Raw genomic sequence first — 24,917 nt, 5'->3', positions numbered from 1 at the left:
GCTCTAACTCAATTTCCATTCCACATTTACTACTCCGTGATATGACTTACCAACCTAACTCCCAGCAGGTAACATTCGTTTTACCGATGTACTTCACGAAAGCTGAAATCGTATTCTCTAAATCTTCTAAGAGCCTTGAGAACTTCTCTTTCAAGATCGTCCCGACCAGTAAACCGGTTCACGCCATTTCTACTGAGATTTTAGAAAAAGGTCAGTGGCTGGCACAACTGATCTGGACGCAAGGCAAATCTCAGTTTTGCAGCGAACAGGTAATTGACATCAATTGAAATTCCGAGCCGGGCTGCCAGCCTGGCTATTTGTCGGTATCTGCATATTTGAGTATAATGGCCAGTTGCCCGCCGTGATGTGCAGTGTGAGATATTATTCTGCCAAGCGATTCCGCTTTTGTTTTCACCCCAAACTCCTGGGGTACAATCTCAGTATCCCAATCCTGATCACTTTGCAGACCGATAGCGATTTCCAACGCTTCGGCTGAATGAGAAACATATTCAAGCAGGCTGGAAAGATCGGTCCATTCTCCTGTATCGTGCTGGGCGATTAATGTTTTTGCGCTCACAGAGATTTTGCTGCCAAAAACGTTCTTCGCAAATAACAACTCCACATCCCCAACATGCCGGATCAGAAAACCGACGCTATTTTTCGTGAGAGGTAATTTTCGAATCAAGTCCTGAGACTGAAGACTTATTAATTGATTGGAGAAACGGGTTCTTGCTTCTTTCCAAAGAGAAAGCAGGGTTTGTGTTTTTGGTTTTAGTTCCATTTAATTTTCTGGTTTTGAGCGCAAAGCAACCATTTCTGCAAACACAGGAGTATGAGTCAAATCATTTTAGGATGTGATATATTGTCTTGTCCTGAAATAAGTTGACCACAACTCATTAAATTATGGATCAACTCAAACAACTACGGATGCGGCAGCATAGACAAACCATGCTTCAAATGGTATCTGAGATTCATCAGGGCAAACTTAACATCACTCAGGCAGCTAACAAATTTAGCGTCACAGGTCATACGGTTAAAACTTGGTTAGATAAGGTAGAAGTGACGCTTCGCCGGTCCGATTGGCGTCTCGCGACAAGGCTATTATCAATATTGGAAGCGGCAAGCTGGTAAACTAACATATGATTCTGATGTCATCCTTCTTGTAAATGAAATTCGCCGTGACCACCCTCGGATCGGTGGAAGAAAACTTTATAGCATGATCAAAGAAAATTTGAACGAGAGGGGAATAAAAATGGGAAGAGATGCCTTCTTTAACAAGAACCTTTGTTGCAGGAGACACTTTCTCACGACACTTATAAAAATTTGCACAACCAAATAGTTGTATTTAAATTAGCAACCAAATGGTTGTATCATGAAAGAGAGACGGGACGTTTTCCAGGCGATCGCTGATCCGACAAGAAGAATGATAATTCAGAGGTTGTCCGGTGAGGCTTTGAACATTGGGCAGATTGTAGATAATTCAGGTATCACCAGACAAGGCATTGCCCCTTGACGGCTTTTTTGCTGGAGAGAATAGAGGCCCGGAGAATCCCATGGGTGGTGCGTCCGGAAAACTGCATACATGGATGTTTAAGCAGAAAGCCTTTTGGAAAAATATAAATATGGAAGGTGGTTCTGAACACGGGGCAGACAGTGAATTAATTGATGATGTGTTTGCAAGGACAGGCGCTTACATCATGGGGAAACGGATGTTTGACGAAGGAGAGGTCGTTTGGAAGGAGGATTTATACAAAGCGGACGTTTATGTGCTTACCACCGAAATACGGGAGCCGTGGGTACAGAAAGGGACAACGACCTTTTATTTCATCAATGATGGTATACAAAGTGCGTTGGAGAAAGCAAAACAGTCAGCAAATGGGAAAGATATCAGGATACAGGGCGGGGCAAATACGATCCAGCAATTTTTGAAAGCAGGACTTATTGATGAGTTCTTTATTCACATTGCCCCTGTTTTTTTAGGAAGTGGCATCAGGCTTTTCGACGGTATTACTACAGATATTTATGATATTCAAATAATCGAAATAATTCCTTCGGAGATGACTACACATATCAGGTACAAGTTGTTAAGAAAATAGGATGTGGGGTCACATTAAGGAGAAGGTGAAGTAATAACATTGTCGTATTGCCCCCTCTTAATAGTCGCTTTTATACCCAGCTTGGTGTAAGTGGTTTCCGTAATATTGCTCAGTCAAATACTTTAAAGAATCAAATGAGAAAAATCATTACAAACACCTTCATGACCTTGGACGGTGTCATGCAAGCTCCGGGCGGCCCGGATGAAGATACCGATAGTGGATTTGAATATGGTGGCTGGTCGGTACCACAGTGGGATCAGCTCATGAACGAGGCAATGATCGAGGCTATGAAGGACCCGTATGATCTTTTATTAGGCCGTGTTACCTACGAAATTTTTGCGGCTCACTGGCCATCGCTGAAAGATGATCCCACAGCTGACTTGTTTAACCGGATCAACAAATATGTTGCAACAAAATCTTCGGCTAATACAACCTGGGAAAATACGGTGCTTCTCAATCAAGATACAGTTGAGCAGATAAAAAGCCTTAAATTAACCAATGGCATTGACTTGCAAGTACATGGCAGTGGCAACCTGATCCAATCTTTGCTAAGTCATGGACTTATTGATCAAATGAATATCTGGATATATCCCCTTGTTATTGGAAAAGGAAAAAGGCTTTTTGGGGACGGGACCGTCCCCACTAACTTCAAACTTGTCAAACACGTAGTCTCGACTACCGGTGTAATCATTACATCCTTTGAGCAAGACGGGAAAGTACCAATCGGCTCATTCTCTTCTTAGGTGCGGCTCCATTCAAATGTTATCGAGCAGTTCATCGATTTCAACAGGTTCCCTTTCCAGTGCATTGTACCCAATTATGCCACATTATCTATTTGTTTTTCAGCGGGTTAATATCTCTCAGACGTAGAATGCCATCCTTAGAAAGATGATGTTGAATGTCCACTATTAAGGGTTACCTTACATGAAACCGAAAATATATCATGTCAAAAGAAAAGGGTGCGCAGAAAGGTGACAAAAAAAAGGCAGATAAAAATTTGAAAGAAAAAAGGGCCGATAAAAAGGAAAAAAGGGACACAAAGTCCCAGGGGTCATAGCGCAGATTCAGCTCATACTCCCGATGGCTTTGGTGCGGCAACCTATTTAGATTGCCAAACACCACTTCCATTCGTTATCTTATCTGACATCAAACTCCCCAACCTTGACGGGCTGGAACTACGAAGAAGGTTAAAAGAGAATGCATCACTAAACTTGAAGTGCATTCCCTATTTGTATTTTACGACCGCACTTAATCAAGATGTAGTCATTGAAGCATACAGCACATCAGCGCAAGGATTTTTTGTAAGGCCCTCAGATTTCAATGAAATCAAGGATACTTTAAAATCCATCGTTGAGTACTGGAAACGGTGCGCCTCTCCGTACAACTTTTAATGTGAAAAACAAAAAAACATGGAAAACTTATATGTGGCCGGAGACAAAGTCTCCTTGCTCATTGATCCCAGCAAGCAGTTAGTAATCAAGAAATACCTAAGCCGAATTTACTACTGTGTAGATGTCAATGATGAAGATCAGAAGTTACTTGCCTATTTTGAACGAGAGTTAGTTGCACCAGCCAGTCTTTAATTTACTCAATAGTTAGCTTAAAGCGGGTCATATCAAGGATGATTTTGGCCCGCTATTTTGTTGGCGACTTTGTCCTGAGGTGAAGCGCTTACAAGCGTAGCCAGATAATCTGGCTCAATTTACTGTCTTCTGTGGCTCCATTGGCGTGATAAGGTGCCAGGCAACACATATCATCGAAGAAAGTGACGTTTTCTGACAAGTCCATTTCGGGCCTTTTTTGAAATTGAACGTTAACGAGTGATAAGAGCCTGTTGTGATGGAAATAGTACTAGCAATTCATTAAACGATAAAGATTATGGAAATGGAAGATGTTGGAGTGAAAACTTTATCTGCCGATCTGTTAAGGAAAATGAACGCTTACTGGCAAGCTGCCAATTATTTGTCTGTCGGGCAGATTTACCTGTATGGCAACCCGTTGCTTCGAAAGCCCTTGACACTCGAACATATCAAGCCGCGCCTGTTGGGACACTGGGGGACAACGCCCGGGCTAAATTTCATCTACGTCCACCTGAACCGGGTCATTAAGCATAGCGACCTTAATATTATTTACGTGGCTGGCCCCGGCCATGGAGGCCCCGGACTTGTGGCCAACACCTATCTGGAAGGCACTTACAGCGAAGTTTACCCTGATATCACAGAAAATGAAACCGGGATGCAGAAACTATTTAAACAATTTTCATTTCCCGGCGGCATCCCAAGTCATGTGGCCCCTGAAACACCTGGTTCTATTAACGAGGGTGGTGAGCTCGGTTATTCACTCGTCCATGCGTTTGGTGCCGTTTTTGACAATCCTTACCTGATCGCAGCCTGTGTGGTAGGCGATGGCGAGGCTGAAACCGGCGCACTGGCGGCAAGCTGGCATTCCAACAAATTCCTTAATCCGGTGCACGATGGCGCGGTGCTTCCTATCCTGCATTTGAATGGGTACAAGATTGCCAATCCAACCGTTTTGGCAAGAATTCCAAAACAGGAATTGGAGCAGCTTTTCAGGGGTTATGGCTACAATCCTTATTTTGTAGAAGGCGATGATCCAGAAGCAATGCATGAACTGCTGGCTACTACCATGGACACTGTCGTGGAAGAAATCAGGCAGATTCAAAGTGATGCGCGGATTGAGGGCTTTAAAGAGCGGCCGGTCTGGCCCATGATTATTTTTCGCACGCCAAAAGGATGGACCGGACCTAAGACCGTAGACGGCTTACAAATCGAAGGCACATGGCGCGCGCATCAGGTGCCGTTGGCGGAACTGGCCAGCAAACCCGAGCATGTACAAATGCTGGAAGCCTGGATGAAGAGTTACAAACCTGAATTACTTTTTGACGACAACGGCAGGCTGATCCGCGAACTGGCTGAACTGGCACCGGAAGGACACCGGCGAATGGGCGCAAATCCAAGCGCCAATGGCGGCTCGCTACTAGTTGATTTAAAAATGCCGGATTTTCGCGATCATGCAGTGGCTGTGCCGACGCCTGGAAACATTGAAGCGGAAGCAACTTCGGTTATGGGAGAATTTCTTCGGGATGTAATGAAAACAAACTGGCAAGAACGCAATTTCAGGATTTTTGGGCCCGACGAAACTTCTTCCAACCGCCTTTCGAATCTGTTTGATATTACTGGGAGAACTTCCACTGCTGAAATCATGGAGGGCGACAACCACATTTCGCCAGATGGCAGGGTTATGGAAGTTTTGAGCGAACATCTTTGTCAGGGCTGGCTGGAAGGCTATTTGTTAACTGGAAGACATGGTTTGTTTTCGTGCTATGAAGCATTCATTCAAATTGTGGATTCAATGTTTAATCAGCATGCAAAATGGCTTAAAGTTTCGCGTAACCTTCCATGGCGCAAGCCGATTGCCTCGCTAAATTACCTGTTAACCTCGCATGTATGGCGACAAGACCATAATGGAAATAGTCACCAGGATCCGGGCTTTCTGGATGTTGTGGCCAATAAGACGGCAGAAATTGTTCGCATCTATCTGCCGCCGGATGCCAACACGTTGCTTTCAGTTACAGATCATTGTTTGAGAAGTCGGGACAACATCAATGTCATAGTCGCCGGAAAACAGCCCGAAATGCAGTGGCTGGATATGGAAGCTGCTATCAAACATTGCACGGCCGGCTTGGGCATCTGGAAATGGGCCAGTAATGACGAAGGTTTCGAACCCGATGTGGTCATGGCCTGCGCAGGAGATGTTCCCACGCTTGAAACCATAGCAGCTGTTCAAATTCTCAGGGAACATTTGCCGGAACTGAAAGTCAGGGTCATCAATGTGGTTGACTTAATGACGCTCCAACCTGAAAGCGAGCATCCGCATGGTTTGAATGATAAGGATTTTGATATCCTGTTTACCAAAGACAAACCCATCATTTTTGCTTTCCACGGATATCCGCTGCTGATCCACCGCCTCACCTACCGGCGGACCAACCACAAAAACTTGCACGTGCGTGGCTATAAGGGTGAAGGCACAACGACAACACCCTTTGATATGGTGGTGCTTAATGATCTGGACCGTTTTCATTTGGTGAGTGACGTTATTGACCGTCTACCTGAATTAGGCGCAAAAGGGGCCTATCTCAAACAATATCTACGTGATAAGTTGCTTGACCACAAATCCTACATTGAAATGCACGGAGAAGATATGCCTGAGATTTTAAATTGGAAATGGGATCCAGCGATCCTGGCATAACAAGATAAACCTATCGAAATGACAATCATCAGCAAGCAAGCACAGCACCCTATTCACTACTGGTGGATATTTATGCTCTCGGGAGCCGCTTTAATCGGTGCCGGCGTATATGTGGCACGGAATCCGTCCATTACATACGATGAGCTCAGCATATTTTTCTCAGCTATGCTGATGATCAGCGGCATTTGCGAGCTTGCTTTTTGCATAGAAAACCGCAGGTTTTTCAGAGGTTGGGGATGGTTTCTGGCCGGGGCAATTTTGGACTTGATCTTTGGAATTATTTTCATGACCAATCCGATTTTGGCCGCAATATCTCTTCCTTTATTTGCTGGGGTCTGGCTTTTAACGCGCAGCGTATTGCTGATTGCCCGTTCCTTTCAAGCCAAAAAGAAAAGTTTGAGCGATTGGCCCTGGTTATTGCTTTGGGCAGTAACAGGAAGTTTCTTTTCTGCGGTCAATATCTACAACCCTTTATTCAGTGAGGATAGATTGGTTATCTGGACAGCATTCGCTTTATTGGCAGTTGGGGCATTTTACGTCCATTTCGGTATGCTCATTAAGAATGCTCAATGGTGGATCAATGATAAAATATACACCTGAACGACGGAGATTTTAATAATATGTGGGACCAAATTCCAGTACATTTAATTAGCCGCATAAACGCATCGCTCGTTTTTGTGATGATGCTGATGATGCTCGCTTCCTGTCAGACAAAGCAGGAGAAAAAGCAGCCCGAAGTTGCCAAAAGGGACACATCAATCAAAATTGAGAATTCGTTTACTCAACTTTTCATTGACACTACTGCATTGACTGGCTTTGTTCAATCACATAGCGTGGATGATAGCCTGGTCAACAAATTACAGAGCTTTTATAACCGCCGAAACTATCAATTTGCCTGGTTTTTCCCTGATGGGATGGCCGAGTTTGTACCTACATTCCTGGCTCTGCAAAATGACTATATCTACGTTTCAGGTGATAGCTCTCTCTATGACCCGGCGCTTTTGGCAAGCATTGATTCATTAGGATTACTGAATCACATTATCCCAACAGATACGCTTGTAATTAAGACTGAACTGGCATTAACGGAACATTTTTTCAGGTATACCCAAAAGGCCTATTCAGGCGACAGGAGTATCAACATTCAGGACCTTGACTGGTTTATACCCCGTAAAAAGGTTAATCCAGCTGAATTTTTAGATTCCCTGCTGAAAAACAAAGGGGCAAACCTAGCTTCGTATGAACCGGTGAACCGCCAGTATAACCTGCTTACAGAGCAGCTTAAAATCTATCATCCGCTTGCCAATCTTGATTGGAAAGAAATAAATTCAACTAAAACGCTCAAATTAGGCAATTCATCCGCAGAAATACCTGAAATCAAGAGACGGCTGGCATTGCTGCAAGACCTAAAACAGGCAGATTCAACCAATCTTTTTGATTCCACCCTTTTTCATGGCGTACGTTCGTTTCAAACCCGAATGGGGCTTAAAGCATCCGGGCAGATCAGTGCGGCGTTTTTCAAGGAACTGAATGTGCCCGTGGCTGAAAGGATTCGCCAAATGCTTATTAATATGGAACGGATCAGATGGGTTCCAGCGGCTCCTGAGACAGATTATATACTGGTTAATATTCCTGAATACCGGCTGCATATGTATGAAAAGGGGCAGCTCGCGTTCAGCATGAATGCTGTGGTAGGCTCACAGGTCCATAGCACGGTCATCTTTTCGGGCAAGCTAAACCAGATCGTATTTAGTCCTTACTGGAATGTTCCACCCAGCATATTGAAAAGGGAAATCTTGCCTGGCATCAAACGCAATAAAAACTATTTGGCGCGGCACAATATGGAGTGGAACGGAGGCAGTGTTCGGCAAAAGCCTGGCAAATCCAATTCATTAGGACTGGTCAAGTTTCTCTTTCCCAATAGTTACAATATTTACTTGCATGATACTCCCTCGAAAAACTTGTTTGCAGAATCACAGCGCGCATTCAGCCACGGATGCATCCGGCTGTCGGAGCCCAAAAAACTGGCGGAGTTTTTGCTGCGCAGTGACTCAGCCTGGACAACCGACAAAATAACCATAGCCATGAATAGCGGCAAAGAGAAATATGTGCGTCTTCGTGGCAGCAACGAAATACCTGTTTTCATCGGTTACTTTACTGCCTGGGTAGACCACAACGGCAAAGTTAATTTCCGAAAGGACATCTATGGGCACGATCAAAAAATGGCCGAAAGGTTGTTCGACTCACTTAAATAGTCGAACTCCTGAGCCATTAAAAGACAAAGTACTATCAGCCCTAGACAACTTTTTATTACTCCAGAAGAGTCCTTCATCGTTATTTCAGATATATACCTGACTAAGTTAAACGGTCTGAACCTTCGAAAAAAAAATTCAAACCGACGCTGAACTTAATTTAAGGTCCATCCCTTTGTTTTAGTTTAAACAGCGTTAAATCAGTGGGCTGTTATCGATGTTCATAGCACATCTGCAGGAGACTTATATGTAAACCTAGTGTAATCAGGTAACCAAACAATTGACGTGAAAATCAAATACCGGACTAAATGTGCTGCTCCTAATCAATTTCTGACAATTGCCCATATAAGACCTTATAGTTCATGAGTACATCATAACGCCTATCAGAACTACTAAAATGTACTATTTTAGCCATTTCTGGCATCGTGATCATTAAAATGGCAAATTGGCAAAATTTCGTTTAAACGACCGATTAAACTTGCTACCATTTGCCATAGATAAATCTATTACTTCGAAATGATAGGTTTTGTATCGTAATATTGCGATATGTAATTTATAATGTTATGTTTGCAGCATGGGAGTTACGAAAACTGAAATATTTACTTAGCAACAAAACCGCATTGCAGATCTGGCAAAGGCATTTGCTCATCCGGCAAGGGTGGCTATTTTACAATTACTAATTTCTCCCCTATTTTCCGTCAGCCGGTCAGATGATTCACCAGAGCTTTTCCGATCCCGGACATACCGCACCGGCGGACCGGCCAGGCGAAGATCTGGCAACATCATTCCGCAGGGTACAGCATGAAATCAAAGAATATAGCCGTGAGTTTATTAACTAAAATTTGCCTGTCTAATGGCTTTCATTATTCGTACCCTCATTGCAGCGGACTGGCCAGCGATCAAAGAGATCTATCAGCAGGGCATTGACACCGGCGATGCAACGTATGAAACGCAAGCGCCGGAAGCCGAAGCCTTGAAAGGGAAGTTTCTAGATGAACCGCAGCTTGTGGCCGACGATAACGGCCAGGTTATAGGGTGGGCAATGCTATCAGCTGTTTCCAGCCGGTGCGTATATGGCGGGGTGGCTGAAACGAGCATTTATGTTCATTCCGGATATCATGGGCGCGGTATTGGTCGTGCGCTACTATCCTCCCTGGTCTCGCTAAGTGAAAAACTAGGTTTCTGGACATTGCAGGCGCAAATATTCCCTGAAAATAAAGCAAGCGTTGCACTTCATGAGCAGCAAGGGTTTCGCCGGATTGGATACCGTGAGAAGTTAGGGAAACGCAATGGAATTTGGCGGGACGTTCTGTTTTTGGAACGCCGCAGCTTGGTAGCTGGAAATAATTGATATGAAAAACCCCATGCAAGAAAAACGGCTTTCTTTTCTCGACCGCTATTTGACGGTCTGGATATTCCTGGCCATGATCCTGGGCGTGTCCATCGGGTATTTATTCCCAGGCACACCCGCTTTTATCAATCAGTTTAATTCAGGCTCGGGCGTCAATGTGCCGCTAGCCATTGGTTTGATCCTGATGATGTACCCGCCGCTCGCAAAAGTGCGCTACACGGAGCTTCCGCAGGTATTCAAAAATAGTCGCATTCTCGGTTTGTCTATGCTGCAAAATTGGATAGTAGGCCCGCTGCTTATGTTCGGGCTAGCTGTTTTGTTTCTGCCCGACAAGCCGGACTATATGACCGGTTTGATCCTGATTGGCATTGCACGCTGTATTGCAATGGTGATTGTATGGAATGACTTGGCAGGCGGCGACCGTATATATGCGGCTGGGCTGGTTGCATTTAACAGCATCTTTCAAGTGCTGTTTTACCCAATATATGCCTATGTATTCGTGACGCTGCTGCCATCATTGTTTGGGCTGAAAGGTTTCGAGCAGGGCCGCCTGGCGGTTAATATTACTATTGGTGAAGTAGCTTACAGCGTCTTTATCTATTTAGGTATTCCATTTCTGGCCGGGATCATTTCTCGGGAAGTGTTGACCAGGTTTTTTGGCAACCATTGGTATGAAAAGAAATTTCTACCAGCCATCAGCCCAATTACGCTAATTGCATTGCTCTTTACGATTGTGGTCATGTTTAGTTTAAAAGGCCAGCTGATTATTACAATTCCGCTTGATGTACTGCGCATTGCAATTCCACTTACAATCTATTTTGTAATCATGTTTTTTTCTGCTTTTTATCTCTCGAAACGAGCAGGTGCAGATTACTCAAAATCTACCTCACTGGCATTTACTGCGGCAGGCAATAATTTCGAATTAGGGATTGCAGTTGCAATTGCAGTATTTGGTATTGATTCAGGAGCTGCGTTCGCAGCAGTGATCGGGCCGCTGATCGAAGTGCCGGTGCTGATCTTGATGGTCAATTTCGCCTTAAGACAACAACACACATTTTCCAGGTGATCCATTTCACAAGCACTGATTTATGAATTTTTTTAAAAGGTTCACATACTACACTTTGCCCAAGTTGCGTGACTTATGAGGTAGTGGACAGATTAAAATTAGGGAATGCACATAACTTTTTAAGTATATTTCGATAAATCATTAATAGTATAAACAACGAACCATGTATCTGCTCCACGGAAAGTTAAATGCAAAGTCAGGCCATGCCGACGAACTTGCAAAAATTCTATTAGAGGCATCCAGTCTTATATCGACCGCGAAAGGGTGTAAGATTTATGCAATCGGAAAGGAGGCCAATGAGCTGAATTCTGTTTACGTTACGGAAATTTGGGACAGCAAAGAAGATCATGATAATTCATTAAATGTAAATGGCGTTAGAGAGCTAATAAGTAAAGCGATGCCAATCCTGGATGGACAACCCGCCAGAGGGCAAGAGTTGCAAATTCTTGGAGGAGCTGGACTCTAAGCCTGTTTTCATCAATAATACTTGAATATCCTTTGCTTTGCAAGAGTAGCATTTTGCCACAACGTATATCCATTTTCATAATACTTGTTAGCCTTAATTAATGAGTTAATTCAATGATAAAATCGACCATTTCGGTGCTATTATAATCCGCTGCTCCCTCTTGCTGATAAACCATTTTGCCTTCTTTATTCAAAATCACCGTGGTAGGCACAGCACCCTGCATAAATACGGGTGGTATTTCACTAGCCGGGCTTAATACCTGCAAAGTGAAATGGTTTTTTTTCATGAAGTTATCCGACTTCTGATAATTGCCATCCACATCGACCATTAAAAAGGCTACATTTTCGTTATCCTTGAATTTGCTGTACAAAGCATTAATGGAGGGCATTTCGGCAATGCAGGGCGGGCACCAGGTAGCCCAGAAATTGATGAATACGACTTTTCCTTTCAATGAGATTAGATCAACCACTTTTCCGTTACCGTCCCGGAAAGAAACATTTGGTAAAGGCGCAGAGACCTGGCTGGATTGTTTGTTAATTTTGGGCTGAAACAAACCTACCTTCATTAGCGCCTGGATTGTCCAAGCTTTTATCTCAGGGCTAATAACCATAGCAGCTAGAAATACCACCATCACTGCCGTGATTATATTTGATGCTGAGACCCACTTTCTATTCATAATATTATCTCCTATTAAGATTTTTGATTTCAATTTAACAGTATTGGGAGAAGCTTCTGAGAAGCAGTATGGAAATTTTCTGCACACAAAGCTTAAAGCCATTTTCAAATACATTACCTAAGACAACTTGGAAATAATCTAACTATTTACTGTATACGGTATTTCAATTTAGGAACTATGAAAGCTAAATACTTGCTTAATATGCAAAAATGGAGGTAACTATCATGAAAATGCTAAATACAAGGCTTTTGCAAAATGAAACGGTATTAGGTCAGGCATCCCGGCAGTTTGCTATATACAAGTAAGAGCATACTGCCTGTCTTAGTTGAACTAATAGAAAATTATTGCGAAATATAACCTCTATTCAACAGCGGGCTGCTCATCAAACTCTTTAATATGTTCTCCAATGTCATATACCGGTTTGCCTTCCCCAATTAACGAAGCAATCAATGAGCTGCCAATAGCGCTTCGGTATCCACCCGCGCAGTGTACTGCAATCAGCTTATCATGAGGGATTTCATCAATCCTGCTTTTCAAATCGGCCAGCGGAATCGAAATACTACAACTGAAAATTGGATTCTCAGATACTTCCGAGCTGTTTCTTACGTCAACAATAGTGTATTTGTCCTGATGAGCCCTAAAATCTTCCAGGTCCAAAGGCTGAATAGTTTGCTGCCCACCGTTTAATACAAAAGCTTCCTTGATCTTGGCAAGCTAGCTTTACTTTACCAATACTGTCCCCAAATGTTGGTGCACCTTTTTTGTTCAGATCGACATCAAAAGGAAAACAGCCTGGAATAAAGGGCTGATCAGAGCTTAACTGCTTTACAAATGCTTCCTCACTCATAGGTTGCAGGGACCAGTTCTCTCTCTTTTGCTCTCCCATACTGCTGCTGGCAGCATCACTCAGCGCTTTTCCGCATAAATGGCAGCACCCGTGGTCTGGGCAATTTCCAGATGACTACTGACGAAGTCGGCATGTGAATGCGTTTCTACCACAGCGATAATCTGGGCTTGATGCTCTTTTGCAAACGCATAATAAGGCTCGGGATTCCGGGCTGGATCGATCAATACCATTTTTGATTCGCATTCACTCAGGATGGCATAACTGTAATGTGCCAAGTATTTATCTTCGAACTGTTGGATTTTCATAACATGTGTTTGTTTAATTCAACTCTTTACTGCAACTAATGAGGTAATTGATCCCTGAACCTACCATATACCCAGGTGCCTGCCACTGCGCTAATTAGCGTGACGATTACAACAGTTGCCCCCATACCAATCTGTGCAAACAAAGGTCCCGGACAAGCGCCGGTCAAACCCCAGCCCAGCCCAAATAATAGGCTTCCATAAATTTGTCCTTTATTGAACTTCTTATCGGTGAAGGTGATAGCTTCCCCTGAAATGGTTTTGATCCGGTACGGTTTGATAAGCCACACTGAAATCATTCCGACCAGTACGGCGCTTCCGATAATGCCATACATATGAAACGATTGCAGCCTGAACATCTCCTGGATCCTAAACCAACTGATTACTTCTGCTTTCACGAATAGCACTCCAAAAAATAATCCAACCACAAGATATTTCAAGTTGTAATACCATATGTGTTGTTTTTGACTCTCATTGATGCATATAGAATCCGTTGCCCGGATGTCATGCTCACGCTGCTGTATAAAATTAACCTGCTTTGAATTTTCCATTTTTTGAATTACAATGATAATATGAAAGGCAATATCCAGTTTGCCATGACAAATCCGCCAATCATAAAACATACTGTTGCAACCAGTGAAGGCCATTGCAAGGTAGCAAGTCCCATAATCGCGTGACCGCTCGTGCAGCCTCCGGCATAACGCGCGCCAAACCCTACCAGAAATCCGCCGCCAACCATCATGATCAATCCGTGAAGTGTCAAAAGTTTATCCCAACTGACCAGGTCAACCGGGACGAGCGATGAAAAATCAGTAACACCATAAATGCTGAGCTCTTTTATCAATGACGGGTTCAGCTCGACTGGTTCGGTGTTAGCCATAAATGTCACCGCTATCATCCCTCCCAAAAAAATGCCCAGCACAAAAAACATATTCCACAACTCCTTTTTCCAATCGTATTGAAAAAACGGGATTTTAGCTGGGACGCACATGGCGCAAACATGCCGGAGCGATGATGAAATCCCAAAGGATTTATTACCCAGTATTAAAAGTGCAGGCACTGTTAGCCCGATCAGCGGCCCGGCCACATACCATGGCCAGGGCTGTTTTATAATTTCCAGCATTCTAATTTGAAAAATTTATTATTGAATTTTATACTCAAGATATTTTCTCTCTCATAATGTACTTGGACAAACATAGTTGCTTACTTCAAGCTTGCCTGAATCCTTAATTGCCTTAAAACCTCCCCTGACATCGATCAGATTGTCATATCCCCGTGCTTTGAGAACTGAATTAAAGATCATAGACCGGTAACCGCCGGCGCAGTGTACGAAGTACGTTTTGTTTTTATCAATCTGCGCCAGGTGATCATTGATATAATCCAGGGGGATATTTTCTGCATCCAGCATATGCTCAGAGAGGAACTCACTTGCCTTACGTACGTCCAGCACGCCGATGGCAGGGTCCATTCTCAAGCGCTGACTCATCTGGTCAGCAGTTACTGACTGGATCTGGCTGGTTTCTTTACCGGCTTTGACCCAGGCATCGATCCCACCTTTTAAGTATCCGATCGTATGGTCATAGCCCACACGCGCTAGACGGGTTACTACTTCTTCTTCTCTGCCTTGCTCTGCTATTATCAATATTCTTTGTTTGATGTCGGGAATAAGCGCTCCAACCCAGGGAGCAAAGCCCCCATTTATTCCGATATTGATCGAGTTAGGAACGAACCCTTTTGCAAAGATTTCTGCATCCCGGGTATCAAGGACGACCGCGCCAGTTTGGTTTGCCACCGCCTCAAAAGCCGCAGCATCCAAAGCCTGGGCTCCCCTTTCAAGAACCCTGTCAATGCTTTCGTAGCCATTGACATTCATCAAAACGTTCTCGGGAAAATAAGCTGGGGGCGGCATCAGCCCATGGGTAACTTCTTCGACAAACTCTTCCTTGGTCATATCCGGTCTGAGTGCATAGTTGGAGGTTTTCTGGCTACCCAATGTATCGGTTGTTTCCTTGCTCATATTTTTGCCGCAAGCACTTCCTGCTCCGTGGGCCGGATAGACAATAATATCATCAGCAAGTGGCATAATCTTATTACGCAGGGAATCAAACAGATGCTCTGCGAGCTTTTCTTGTGTCAGTCCGGCGGATACTTTTTGGGCCAGGTCAGGACGCCCAACATCACCAATGAACAGGGTATCCCCTGTAAAAATGCCAACCTGCTTTCCCTTTTCATCACTTAAAAGGTAACAGGTGCTTTCCATGGTGTGCCCCGGCGTATGCAGTACGGTAAGCGACACATCGCCCACTCTCAGAACCTGGCCGTCCACGGCTATAAGCGCATCAAAGCCAGGCTTAGCGGTCGGACCGAAAACGATTTGCGCACCGGTTTTTTCAGCCAGGTCAATATGGCCCGATACAAAATCTGCATGAAAATGCGTTTCCAGGACATATTTTATTTTTGCCCCATTTTGTTCTGCACGGTTAATATAGGGCTCAACTTCACGCAGTGGGTCGATTACCACAGCTTCCCCATTGCTTTCGATATAATAGGCTCCTTGCGAGAGGCAGCCGGTATAAATTTGCTCAATTTTCATATTGATGGTCTTTTGATTTTTCAAACCTTTTTGAATTAACTATACAAATTTCAGGATGTTTAGCTGGCCGGTCAGTGACAAGAGTCACATTGCAGGGAAAAAATGAAAATCATTTTCACCTGCTTGGCCAGTGATTGAAAATTTATCTGAGATGTATCAGCTCGGAGGATATAATGTAAATCCCCATCACCAGGACAAACCAGCCAAACCCTTTCTTCAAAGAAGTAGCATTAACCTTTTTGGCTAGGGTGCCCCCGATTAAAATCCCTGCCATGGCAATACCAGTGATTTTCAGTAGAAAAGCCCAGTCAATCACAAAATGTCCTATATCCCCTGCAAAACCAATCAGCGAATTAAGCGCGATAATCAGAAGCGAAGTGCCCACAGCTTCCTTCACAGACATACCCAGGATTAATACCAAGGTCGGTATCAGCAAAAACCCGCCCCCTGCTCCCAAAAAGCCCGTAGTAAGTCCAATCCCAATGCCGCTTAAAAGCATCCGGGCAATATTACCTTTCAGGTCACACTCCAAACACCCTGGTTTTCGCTCCTTGCTTTTGATCATGCCTACCGATGCGGCCACCATCAGCACAGCAAAAAGCACCATCGTCAGTAAAGGTTCGGTGATCTGGAAAGCTCCAATGCTAAAAAGATCATGGGGCACCAAAGGAATTAAAAATTTACGCGTCAGGAAAACCGTTGTGATAGATGTGCTTCCAAAGAGCAGTGCAGTTTTGATTTTGACTGCGCCTTTACGGTAATTGCTATATGCCCCGACAAGACTGGTGGATCCGACAATGAACAGCGAGTAGGATGTTGATACCAAAGGACTAATACCGAACATATAGACCAGGACCGGCACAGTCAAAATGGAGCCGCCCCCGCCGATCATACCCAATGAGATACCAATAAATACAGACGCTATGTAGGCGATGATTTCCATTTTTTTGCATTGTTTATGCTGCAAAAATCAGAAGTGTCAAGCGCCGGGAAAGTGATAAAGGTCACATATGGGAAATAATATTTGTTATGTCCCAAACCTGCAATTCCAACATTTCGGAACCTTTTAGGGTGCATTTTTTTTATGACTTTATGCCTCGCTTAATCATTTAGCTAGTTATGAGTGAAGATATTGCCCACTATCTCGATACCGTTTTTGCGGACTTCGAACCTGAATTAAAACAGCACCTGATCCGGGAATGCAGCCTGAAAAAGATCCCAGCCGGAGATGTAATCATGCGGGCCGGACAGTACATTAAACACACCTTGCTTATTGGAAGCGGTAGAGTGAAACTTTACCGTCAGGGAGATGATGGGCAGGAAGCCTTCGTTTATGATCTTCAACCAGGAAACGCATGCGCCTTGTCGATGATCTGTAATACAAAGCAAGAGGCGAGTGAAATCATGGCCAAAGCCCTGGAAGATACCGTTGCAATTCTGATCCCGATCCAGTTAATGGACGAGCTGATGCAAAAATATAAAACCTGGTATTACTTTGTCATTGCCAACTACCGGGCCCGCTTTGAAGAGCTGCTGGTAGTGTTCGACAATGTAGTATTTAAGGGCATGGACGAAAGACTGGAATTTTATCTGAAAAATCGGTTTAGCAATACTAAGACCAGTCAGATTCTAATTACCCATCATCAGATTGCCAATGATCTCAATACTTCTCGGGAGGTAATATCAAGATTATTAAAGAAAATGGAACAGGATCAAAAAATCAGACTTCAAAGAAATAGTATTGAATGGGTAGCTGGAATATGATTAAAAAGATTTCAGAGTATCATAATGCTTAATAGAGGTCAGATAGACAGCATTCTGTTCATTTAGCCGGATTCTTTATTATTATAGCTGGCCATCTCAGTAAGCGTATCCCGAGTGAACAATGTGGAAGCAGAAGTCCGATTTAATCAATACATATTTACCCTACTGTACGAAATAGCCGCTATTGGATATAGAATCGCATAGAATCGAAAATCAGCCCGAGTTTGTTTTAACCGCGGTTTGAATATAACCGGCTGTGCCAAGAGCTTGGGATGATCCTAGATTTTTTAAAAATTCGTTCGTGGGCGTTGCAGAACTCGGACAAAAACAGCTCCATCTTCTTCCGGAATACCTTGATTTTTTGTAACTTCAGGAATGCAAGGAAGAAAAAATTACACGGAAAAACTGTTCACTTGCTTCAATTATCTGACCGGGTGCCGAAGGATAATTTCTATCGAGGACTGAGAGAATCTTTGGATTTAAACTCCATTTATAAGGATACCAGAGAGCTTTATGGGAGCACCGGAAACCCATCCATAGACCCTGTTGTATTCCGCCCGGCGGCCCGGTTCAGGTTGATGCTCACGGGTTATCTGGAAAATATAACCTCTGATCGAAAATTGGTAGAGCATTGCTCGATGCGCATGGACATTCTTTATCTTTTTGGGATACGATATTGATGAGCCGTTACCATGGCATTCCACTATCAGTCGGACCAGACAATTATATCCTGCTGAAGTCTTTGAAATGCTTTTTAATAAAGTATTTACAATGTGTGTCCAAAAAGGCATGGTATCAGGTCATACTCAGGCTGTAGATTCCGCACCTGTAAAGGCCAATGCATCAATGGAAAGCATAGAACTGAAAAAGCCTTTTCAATCTATTGAGAAGCACTTTAAGCGTGTAGATGCCGAAAACCAACAACAAGCTGCTACTACCATTTCTTCGGCAAGTTTAATCACAGCTCCACAGCATCAACTGAGTAGGGTAAAAAACACCAGGATAAATTACGTGACAATCCAGTGGCTTCGGTTGGTGCAACACATGAGAAAGCGCAGTTAGTTAGTAACAAAACGCACTACAATCCGCATAATCCGGACGCGCGTATTTCAGTTAAGCCTGGTAAGGCTAGAAAACTTAATTATCACTGTGGATACCGGTATTCGGTATCTATAAGCCAGAAGTTGAAGGTTTTCTTTATGACAATGATATTGATCAGTTTTCGTGTCCAATGGGCAAGCTACTTCCCTTTAAGGCATTGGAATATAATGCCGATGGTAAACCCATGAAAGCTTACTGGGCATCGAGGAAGGATTGTATGAGCTGCATACATAAGGCTACGTGCGCGCCAAATACAGGCTGTAAAAGGATCGTAAGGACAGCATTTGATCCAGAGTATCAAAGGGCTTATATCAGGCAACACAGCAGGCGGGGAAAACGAATGAAACCGGTGCGCCAGAGTACAGTAGAGCCAGTCTTTGGTAGTCTGGTTCAATATTAAGGACTCAATAAGATAAACGTACTAGGCAAAGAGGGCGCACACAAGAACATGCTGATGGCTGCCATAGCGTTTAATATCAAAAAATATCTCAAAACGACAAAAAGAAAAGTCGTTATAAATGCTACCATGGAAGCTAGTTGTTTCAAGAAAAAGTTGTCGAAACATTCGTGACGGAGATTGCAATCGCAGATCAGATCCACCAGAAGTTGCATATTTCACAACCGATCTCCGCCGGTTAAGTTGCTTATACTACTAAAATGAATTGCCCGATTCAACAGCCATTTATCGCTAGGCGGGATTTTTCTGTTGTAGCTAGTACCCCCCTACATAAAGCCTGTAATATCACAGGCATTGAATGAAATATGTAATGGTAGACATCATGTTTGAGGCGCCGTTTCATCTTTGAAAGTATGTTATTTGATCTTATAGCAACGTTTCTCTGCAAATTGACACGTTTTCAAATGTATCTGCAACAAATTCAAAACGCTGTTTTAGTGTGATCATCGAGCTTTGTGAGAATCTTAATCCCAAAGCTCGAAACTGATGAAAAACGCAATTACATGGCTGGGTTGCCTGGCTGCTCTTTTGACCATAGTCTCTTTTATAGGTGCCCCAGATCCCATTGTCGGACGCTGGCAGCGGATACAAAAATCTCCAAACGGCGACATTAACCTGCTATTTGTCTTTCGGGCCGACAGCACTTATGATGGCATTGTAAATGGTAAAGCATTCACTACCGGGCGCTATTTTATCAAAAACGATACGATAAGTGTTTCTGACAACGGTTGTAACCTCGCTTACTACGGGACTTACAAGCTAAAATATTACGCTCAGGATTCACTACTGTTTACCGCTATTTCCGACACCTGCCAGGAGCGCTATCAAGGTGCGAATGGATTGGCCTGCAAGAAGTTACCCAAAAAGTAACTGCAATATCTCCTCGTGAAAGCAAAAATAGTCATACTGATCTGCGCCGTTCCGCTGCTTTTCATCCGCAGCGTGATGCATGATCCTGAGCCGCCGACTTCCCTGGAATTGGGAAAACGTCTGTTTTTTGACCCGATCTTGTCGGGGAACCGTTCCATTAGCTGCGGATCTTGTCATAAAGAGGATTTGGCCTTTGCGGATTCTGTTCAGTTAAGTCCGGGCGTGAATGGTCGGGTGGGGACAAGGAATACGCCTTCGGCTATGAACATGCGTTTTCAGGAAAGTTTTTTCTGGGATGGTAGGGCGACCACTTTGGAACAACAAGTGCTGATGCCCATCGAGAATCCGGTTGAAATGAATTTGCCGGTGGATTCGGCGATCGCCCGCTTAAACACCGATGCATTTTACCGGCAATCGTTTCTGCGCATTTTTAAAGAGCTGCCGTCCAAAAGCAATTTGGCAAAAGCCCTTTCTGATTTTGAACGTTCCCTGGAAACGGGCGACAGTCCTTTTGACGACTGGCGTGTCAACGACAACGAAGATGCGGTCAGCGCTTCCGCGAAGAGAGGATTCAAATTGTTCAATACCAAAGCCAAATGCATTCAATGTCATTTCGGCCCTGATTTTAATAATGTTGAATTCAGGAACATTGGCTTATTTGATGGCAAAATGCACGCGGATAGCGGACGTTCTGCCATTTCTCATCAAGCATCCGATCTGGGTAAATTCAAAATCGGCTCTTTAAGAAACATTACCATCACAGCGCCTTACATGCACAATGGCATGTTCAAAACATTAAAAGAAGTCATCAACTACTATAATAATCCTGAGGCAATCGTTCCGAATGCCGTCAATCGTGATACAATATTGACCGGATCCTTACAACTTACCGAAGCAGAAAAACTAGACATTGAAAACTTCCTGATCGCCCTTACTGACAGGCGGTTTTTGAAATGACTTTTACACAACCTTTCATCACTTATCCTTAATACTATGTTTAAACTCAGCATCACCTCATTTTGTCTAGCACTTGCATACGGTGTACTTGCTTTGGCCGTATCCTGTACAGATCACGACGTACCAGCCAGCAACCTGCCCGAATCAAAATGCAAGGATGTAAACGGCGGCGACCGGATGTATCCCTGTGAGTTTTCAATTGAAAAGATTACGTTTCTAGGCGCAGGTGGCGCAGTGGCCGGAACAGTAACCGGCTCAAATCAGGTGCTTGCTTTGCCGCGGTCACTGGCTAAGACGAACACTTATACGGGAGATGAGGAGGGAAAAATTGGCGTGGCGACATTCGACGTACAAATCACTCTGAAAAGAATCGCTTCACCTTCCTTTCCGGTAAATGAGGGTTACCTGATCGGGCTTACACATAACACTTCGGGTGCAAGAATCCTGCACACCAGCATTGACGGTGGCACATACGGTGAAAGGGAAAAAATGGGCCCGCCTGTCGCTTTAAACATGATCATCGGGGAATATATGGATCTTGAATACGAAATGGTCTTTCCTTACCGGTTGGAAAAATCAGGATCAGCAATTGTCCCTGTCACGGTCTTCTCATCTACCTCTTTTTTCATAGACAATGATGTGACGACTCTGAAGCTTCCACGAACGACCGTTCCTTACAACTATGTAGGCAGCGTAACGGAAGCTTTTTATGAACGTTTAATGGTCACTTTGAAAAACTGATCACGAAACTTTTACTGTTTTGCAATGCCTGCCGAACTGGGCGGATAGCCGAAGTGTTTTGAAAAGCTGGTTGAGAAATTGGCCGGGTTGCTGTAACCGACCATGTAGGAGATTTCGGAGATCGTACCGGCTTTGTTTTTTAGAAGTTCGTGTGCTTTCTGCATGCGGATACTACGTACAAATTCACCCGGACTTTGGTTGATTAAAGCTTTTAATTTGCGGTGCAGCTGCGCCCGGCTGAGGCCAAGCTGCCTGCCAATCCAATCCGTGCTGATCTGCTCATCATCCAGATTTTGCTCAATTACGGTCCTGATTTTATCAAGAAATGCCTTCTCCACAGAAGGCATTTCTTCTGTATGGGTTAGCCAACGGTAATTCTGACTGTATTTTTCCTGCAAAGCCTTGCGTTGCCGTAGCAGGTTTTCGATCACCGCCTCCAACTCCCGGTTATCGAACGGTTTGCCCAGATAGGCATCTGAACCCGTTTCAAGACCATGAATCCTGCTGTCCTGATCCGCCTTGGCCGTAAGCATGATAATAGGAATGTGGCTGCTGCGCTCGTCGGCTTTCAATTCAGCGCACACCTCATAGCCATTTTTGACGGGCATCATTAGATCTGTGATGATCAACGCAGGGATTTCTGCAAGTGCAAGATCAATTCCTGCCTGGCCGTCTTCTGCGGTCAGGACCACATATTTTTCGGACAAGGTCGTTCGGATAAATGCGTTCAGTTGCTGATTGTCTTCGATAAGCAGGATTACCGGTCGAGAACTTCCTGGTTGCTCGTCAGCGATTTGTTCATTGCTGTTAGATTGGTAAACAGGTGTTTCGGGATAAGGCATTGGTTCAGCATTTACTGCACTCAGTTTATATGGCAACCGGACTTTAAAGGTGCTTCCCTTTGCCTCGGAACTGTCTACCATAATCTCCCCGCCAAGCAATGTTACCATTTCCTTAACCAGCGCCAGTCCTATCCCCGCCCCTTCCCTGGTGCGGGTGTCACTGCTATCGGCCTGGTAAAATCGGTCGAAAATGAATGGCAACTTGTTTTCAGGAATGCCAATTCCCTGATCCTCGACCCTAATCTCGTACTGCGCGTCAGCCAGCATCTCAAAGAAAACCTTCACTTGCCCATCCTTCTGACTGAATTTAATGGCATTGCTGATCAGGTTCTGAATAATCTTTTCGAGCTTATCAGCATCTTCATCAATAATCACCGATTCCGAATCCGTATAGAAATCCAGTTGAATGTTCCGGTTGTTTGCCAAAGAATCAAACTGTGCGACATGAATGCGCAGCATAGCAATAATATCAACCGGATTCACGTCCAGAACAGTTTGCCCTGATTCTAACCGGCCAAGGTCAAGTAACTGATTGATCAGCTGTAACAACCGATTGCTGTTTTGCAGGATATAACCGGCATATTGCTCAGCAATTTTTGGATCAGGGTTCCGCAACAATTCCCTGGCAGGGTTTATAATCAGGGAAAGCGGCGTTTTGAACTCATGCGTTAGATTGACAAAAAAGCGCGATTTCGCAGCGTCCATCTCCTGTAACCGCTGGGCCTGTTCTCTTACCTGGGCGGTTCTTTTCAAAACGGTTTCTTCCAGCTCCGTTGTATGTGCCAGAATCAGCCGTTGTTTTTCCTGCTCCTGGGCTAGATTGGCTGCGGCCAGATCGCGGGTTTCAATGAGCTGCTTTGCCAGAAAACGATTCGTCCCAGCCACTTCCAAAGCCAGGTAAATCGTGAACAGCGCGGGCACGACCAGATTGCCCCAAGCAAATGCTAGCATTACTTCCGGCAATGTAAACCAGTTAAAGACATTGGCACCAATCAATATTCCGGATACAAAATGAAAAATGACCCCCGCAGCGATCAACCACAACGACTTTTTACCTTTTCGGATTTCCCTGAGAACGGACAGAAAGGCATCTGTGTAAAAGACCAGGATAAATAGCAGCAGATATAAATTATGAAGATTAGTTATGATTTTGTCATACCAAACGTCATACCAATTCCAGACGGTCAAGAAAGTAACAGGAATGGAGATGCCAAAAACTGCGATGATCTTTCTGCGTGGCAATGTGCTGTAACCTGCCGAATAGAGCAGCAATGCGCCAAACGCAAGGTTCATGGTAACAAAGCATAAAAAAACTTTGGTAAAGAAGACCTGCATCGCAGGATCGGTCGTGACAATGGTCTCATACCGCGCATAAAGTCCCAGCGCAATCATGAAAACATAGAATACATAGCATAAATGAATCCGCTGTTTAGGATAGAATGCAAACAGCAGTAAATGCACCAGCACCAGCGTACAAGCAGCAGCCACGCTCATCAGGAGCAGGTCCATGAAATGTTGATCTGCCGCCAGCCGGCTGTTCATCTGATGCAGATCCTGAATTTGTGCATCAAAGCCGATAAAGTTTGGATAAAATGCATTGTAGTTGCTGAACCGGATAGCGATCAAGTGCGGCAGCGTGTCCGTAATAGCCAGCGGAATCGCCACACTGGGCTCCCGTACGGCTTGCATGGTCTGCTTTGAATTTCCTAGCCGACCAAAAGACATGACCTTTTTGCCATCCAGATAAGTTTCCGAAGCTGCGTCGTGGTTCAACTTTAAACCCCAGCTGTTTGTCAAATTGGGACTTTCCTTTTTAACCCATAACCGAAACCAGCCAAAACCCGTCCAAGTCTTGGGCGCTGGGGATCTGGTATATTTTCCTGCTCCAAAGTTCGTCCCGGCAAGCGTCTGCCAACTGCTGTCTGGAAAATTAGGAGTACCCCATCTGGTGTCATCTCCGGAACGGAATTTCCAGGGCGATGTTGTTAACGACAAGGGCTTTAATTGGGCGCTTTTTGTGAGCAGTACCGGAGCTGTTTGCGCGGTAACAGAAAAGTTGAATAGCAAGCAGCAAACAACAAAGAAGCCTTTTTGCAAAACGTACAAATTGTGGAATTTTTTAATTTTCCCAGTCAAATTCTGAATCGTTTTACAATTAGCAAGTTCTTTTCTGGTTCCTATTTCCAATTCTGCAACAGGCGTTGCAGAATTGGAAATAAAAGGAAACTATTGCTAAAATAAGCATTATTTTTCTCTAAGTCCTTTTTCCC

30 protein-coding genes and 2 pseudogenes are annotated in these 24,917 nt (G+C 44.1%); 22 read left to right on the top strand and 10 right to left on the bottom strand.

Features of this window, described 5'->3' with window-relative positions; translation table 11 throughout:
* Positions 1 to 41: 41 nt before the first annotated feature.
* Entirely contained in the window at positions 42 to 287 is a 246-nt protein-coding gene (locus tag L0660_RS11695; protein ID WP_235159614.1) for a hypothetical protein, read from the top strand.
* A 26-nt stretch (positions 288 to 313) separates the two neighbouring features.
* Here the strand turns inward: L0660_RS11695 and L0660_RS11690 are convergent, their stop codons facing one another.
* Complete coding sequence (locus L0660_RS11690) at positions 314 to 781, bottom strand: DinB family protein (RefSeq protein WP_235159613.1); 468 nt, start codon at positions 779 to 781, stop codon at positions 314 to 316.
* 122 nt (positions 782 to 903) lie between these two features.
* Between L0660_RS11690 and L0660_RS11685 the strand changes: the two genes are divergently transcribed.
* The 14 genes and pseudogenes from L0660_RS11685 to L0660_RS11620 all read left to right on the top strand — a co-directional run bounded on the left by L0660_RS11685 (position 904) and on the right by L0660_RS11620 (position 11,497).
* Positions 904 to 1,131, top strand: a complete 228-nt coding sequence (locus L0660_RS11685) for a hypothetical protein (protein ID WP_235159612.1) — start codon at positions 904 to 906, stop codon at positions 1,129 to 1,131.
* Between the two features lie 241 nt (positions 1,132 to 1,372).
* Positions 1,373 to 1,513, top strand: coding sequence for a helix-turn-helix transcriptional regulator (locus L0660_RS11680; protein ID WP_235159611.1), 141 nt, complete (start codon positions 1,373 to 1,375; stop codon positions 1,511 to 1,513).
* Complete coding sequence (locus L0660_RS11675) at positions 1,503 to 2,096, top strand: dihydrofolate reductase family protein (protein WP_235159610.1); 594 nt, start codon at positions 1,503 to 1,505, stop codon at positions 2,094 to 2,096. Before L0660_RS11680 ends, L0660_RS11675 begins: the two co-directional genes overlap by 11 nt.
* 134 nt (positions 2,097 to 2,230) lie before the next feature.
* Positions 2,231 to 2,839: a dihydrofolate reductase family protein gene (locus L0660_RS11670; protein WP_235159609.1), complete on the top strand. Its 609-nt coding sequence runs from the start codon at positions 2,231 to 2,233 to the stop codon at positions 2,837 to 2,839.
* A 273-nt stretch (positions 2,840 to 3,112) separates the two neighbouring features.
* Complete coding sequence (locus L0660_RS11665) at positions 3,113 to 3,487, top strand: response regulator (protein WP_310589632.1); 375 nt, start codon at positions 3,113 to 3,115, stop codon at positions 3,485 to 3,487.
* 18 nt (positions 3,488 to 3,505) lie between these two features.
* Complete coding sequence (locus L0660_RS11660; protein WP_235159608.1) at positions 3,506 to 3,679, top strand: hypothetical protein; 174 nt, start codon at positions 3,506 to 3,508, stop codon at positions 3,677 to 3,679.
* Positions 3,680 to 3,974: 295 nt separating this feature from the next.
* Entirely contained in the window at positions 3,975 to 6,365 is a 2,391-nt protein-coding gene (locus L0660_RS11655; RefSeq protein ID WP_235159607.1) for a phosphoketolase, read from the top strand.
* A gap of 18 nt (positions 6,366 to 6,383) precedes the next feature.
* Positions 6,384 to 6,593: pseudogene (locus L0660_RS26325) on the top strand (DUF308 domain-containing protein); the annotation flags it as partial.
* 57 nt (positions 6,594 to 6,650) lie between these two features.
* Positions 6,651 to 6,965, top strand: a complete 315-nt coding sequence (locus L0660_RS11645) for a hypothetical protein (protein ID WP_235159606.1) — start codon at positions 6,651 to 6,653, stop codon at positions 6,963 to 6,965.
* A 20-nt stretch (positions 6,966 to 6,985) separates the two neighbouring features.
* Positions 6,986 to 8,617 (top strand): murein L,D-transpeptidase, encoded by a 1,632-nt coding sequence (locus L0660_RS11640; protein ID WP_235159605.1) that lies wholly within the window; start codon positions 6,986 to 6,988, stop codon positions 8,615 to 8,617.
* 571 nt (positions 8,618 to 9,188) lie between these two features.
* A pseudogene (locus L0660_RS11635) lies at positions 9,189 to 9,299 on the top strand (transcriptional regulator); the annotation flags it as partial.
* Positions 9,300 to 9,467: 168 nt separating this feature from the next.
* Positions 9,468 to 9,965, top strand: coding sequence for a GNAT family N-acetyltransferase (locus L0660_RS11630; protein ID WP_235159604.1), 498 nt, complete (start codon positions 9,468 to 9,470; stop codon positions 9,963 to 9,965).
* A 13-nt stretch (positions 9,966 to 9,978) separates the two neighbouring features.
* Positions 9,979 to 11,031, top strand: coding sequence for an ACR3 family arsenite efflux transporter (arsB, locus tag L0660_RS11625; RefSeq protein ID WP_235159603.1), 1,053 nt, complete (start codon positions 9,979 to 9,981; stop codon positions 11,029 to 11,031).
* Between the two features lie 163 nt (positions 11,032 to 11,194).
* Positions 11,195 to 11,497 (top strand): putative quinol monooxygenase, encoded by a 303-nt coding sequence (locus L0660_RS11620; protein ID WP_235159602.1) that lies wholly within the window; start codon positions 11,195 to 11,197, stop codon positions 11,495 to 11,497.
* Between the two features lie 97 nt (positions 11,498 to 11,594).
* Here L0660_RS11620 and L0660_RS11615 read toward each other — a convergent pair whose 3' ends face one another.
* From L0660_RS11615 to L0660_RS11580, 8 genes are all read right to left on the bottom strand, one after another.
* Positions 11,595 to 12,275, bottom strand: coding sequence for a TlpA disulfide reductase family protein (locus L0660_RS11615; protein ID WP_235159601.1), 681 nt, complete (start codon positions 12,273 to 12,275; stop codon positions 11,595 to 11,597).
* A gap of 258 nt (positions 12,276 to 12,533) precedes the next feature.
* Positions 12,534 to 12,830, bottom strand: a complete 297-nt coding sequence (locus tag L0660_RS11610; protein WP_235159600.1) for a rhodanese-like domain-containing protein — start codon at positions 12,828 to 12,830, stop codon at positions 12,534 to 12,536.
* A complete protein-coding gene (locus L0660_RS11605; RefSeq protein WP_235159599.1) occupies positions 12,811 to 13,020 on the bottom strand; it encodes a hypothetical protein in 210 nt (69 codons plus the stop codon). The genes L0660_RS11610 and L0660_RS11605 overlap by 20 nt, the downstream gene beginning before the upstream one ends.
* 59 nt (positions 13,021 to 13,079) lie before the next feature.
* Positions 13,080 to 13,325: an MBL fold metallo-hydrolase gene (locus L0660_RS11600; protein WP_235159598.1), complete on the bottom strand. Its 246-nt coding sequence runs from the start codon at positions 13,323 to 13,325 to the stop codon at positions 13,080 to 13,082.
* Positions 13,326 to 13,360: 35 nt separating this feature from the next.
* Complete coding sequence (locus tag L0660_RS11595) at positions 13,361 to 13,873, bottom strand: YeeE/YedE family protein (RefSeq protein ID WP_235159597.1); 513 nt, start codon at positions 13,871 to 13,873, stop codon at positions 13,361 to 13,363.
* A gap of 8 nt (positions 13,874 to 13,881) precedes the next feature.
* Complete coding sequence (locus L0660_RS11590; RefSeq protein ID WP_235159596.1) at positions 13,882 to 14,445, bottom strand: YeeE/YedE family protein; 564 nt, start codon at positions 14,443 to 14,445, stop codon at positions 13,882 to 13,884.
* A 51-nt stretch (positions 14,446 to 14,496) separates the two neighbouring features.
* Positions 14,497 to 15,915 carry a rhodanese-like domain-containing protein gene (locus L0660_RS11585; RefSeq protein WP_235159731.1) on the bottom strand — a complete coding sequence of 473 codons (1,419 nt, stop codon included), beginning with the start codon at positions 15,913 to 15,915 and terminating at the stop codon, positions 14,497 to 14,499.
* A 142-nt stretch (positions 15,916 to 16,057) separates the two neighbouring features.
* Positions 16,058 to 16,858, bottom strand: coding sequence for a sulfite exporter TauE/SafE family protein (locus L0660_RS11580; RefSeq protein WP_235159595.1), 801 nt, complete (start codon positions 16,856 to 16,858; stop codon positions 16,058 to 16,060).
* A gap of 176 nt (positions 16,859 to 17,034) precedes the next feature.
* Between L0660_RS11580 and L0660_RS11575 the strand changes: the two genes are divergently transcribed.
* From L0660_RS11575 to L0660_RS11550, 7 genes are all read left to right on the top strand, one after another.
* Entirely contained in the window at positions 17,035 to 17,679 is a 645-nt protein-coding gene (locus L0660_RS11575) for a Crp/Fnr family transcriptional regulator (protein ID WP_235159594.1), read from the top strand.
* Positions 17,680 to 18,092: 413 nt separating this feature from the next.
* Positions 18,093 to 18,359 carry a transposase gene (locus L0660_RS11570; protein WP_235159593.1) on the top strand — a complete coding sequence of 89 codons (267 nt, stop codon included), beginning with the start codon at positions 18,093 to 18,095 and terminating at the stop codon, positions 18,357 to 18,359.
* Complete coding sequence (locus L0660_RS11565) at positions 18,343 to 18,741, top strand: hypothetical protein (RefSeq protein WP_235159592.1); 399 nt, start codon at positions 18,343 to 18,345, stop codon at positions 18,739 to 18,741. The genes L0660_RS11570 and L0660_RS11565 overlap by 17 nt, the downstream gene beginning before the upstream one ends.
* A 169-nt stretch (positions 18,742 to 18,910) precedes the next feature.
* Positions 18,911 to 19,180 carry a transposase gene (locus L0660_RS26320; RefSeq protein ID WP_374759239.1) on the top strand — a complete coding sequence of 90 codons (270 nt, stop codon included), beginning with the start codon at positions 18,911 to 18,913 and terminating at the stop codon, positions 19,178 to 19,180.
* Between the two features lie 543 nt (positions 19,181 to 19,723).
* Positions 19,724 to 20,107, top strand: coding sequence for a hypothetical protein (locus tag L0660_RS11560; protein WP_235159591.1), 384 nt, complete (start codon positions 19,724 to 19,726; stop codon positions 20,105 to 20,107).
* 15 nt (positions 20,108 to 20,122) lie between these two features.
* Positions 20,123 to 21,064 carry a cytochrome-c peroxidase gene (locus L0660_RS11555; RefSeq protein ID WP_235159590.1) on the top strand — a complete coding sequence of 314 codons (942 nt, stop codon included), beginning with the start codon at positions 20,123 to 20,125 and terminating at the stop codon, positions 21,062 to 21,064.
* 36 nt (positions 21,065 to 21,100) lie between these two features.
* Entirely contained in the window at positions 21,101 to 21,805 is a 705-nt protein-coding gene (locus tag L0660_RS11550; RefSeq protein WP_235159589.1) for a hypothetical protein, read from the top strand.
* Positions 21,806 to 21,816: 11 nt separating this feature from the next.
* Here the strand turns inward: L0660_RS11550 and L0660_RS11545 are convergent, their stop codons facing one another.
* Positions 21,817 to 24,642, bottom strand: a complete 2,826-nt coding sequence (locus tag L0660_RS11545; protein WP_235159588.1) for an ATP-binding protein — start codon at positions 24,640 to 24,642, stop codon at positions 21,817 to 21,819.
* Positions 24,643 to 24,917 lie beyond the last annotated feature (275 nt).

This window comes from Dyadobacter sp. CY351, assembly GCF_021502625.1.
GTDB lineage: Bacteria > Bacteroidota > Bacteroidia > Cytophagales > Spirosomataceae > Dyadobacter > Dyadobacter chenhuakuii.
The sequence above is the reverse complement of the archived record's forward strand: the minus strand, read 5'-3'. Positions and strand labels throughout refer to the sequence as shown.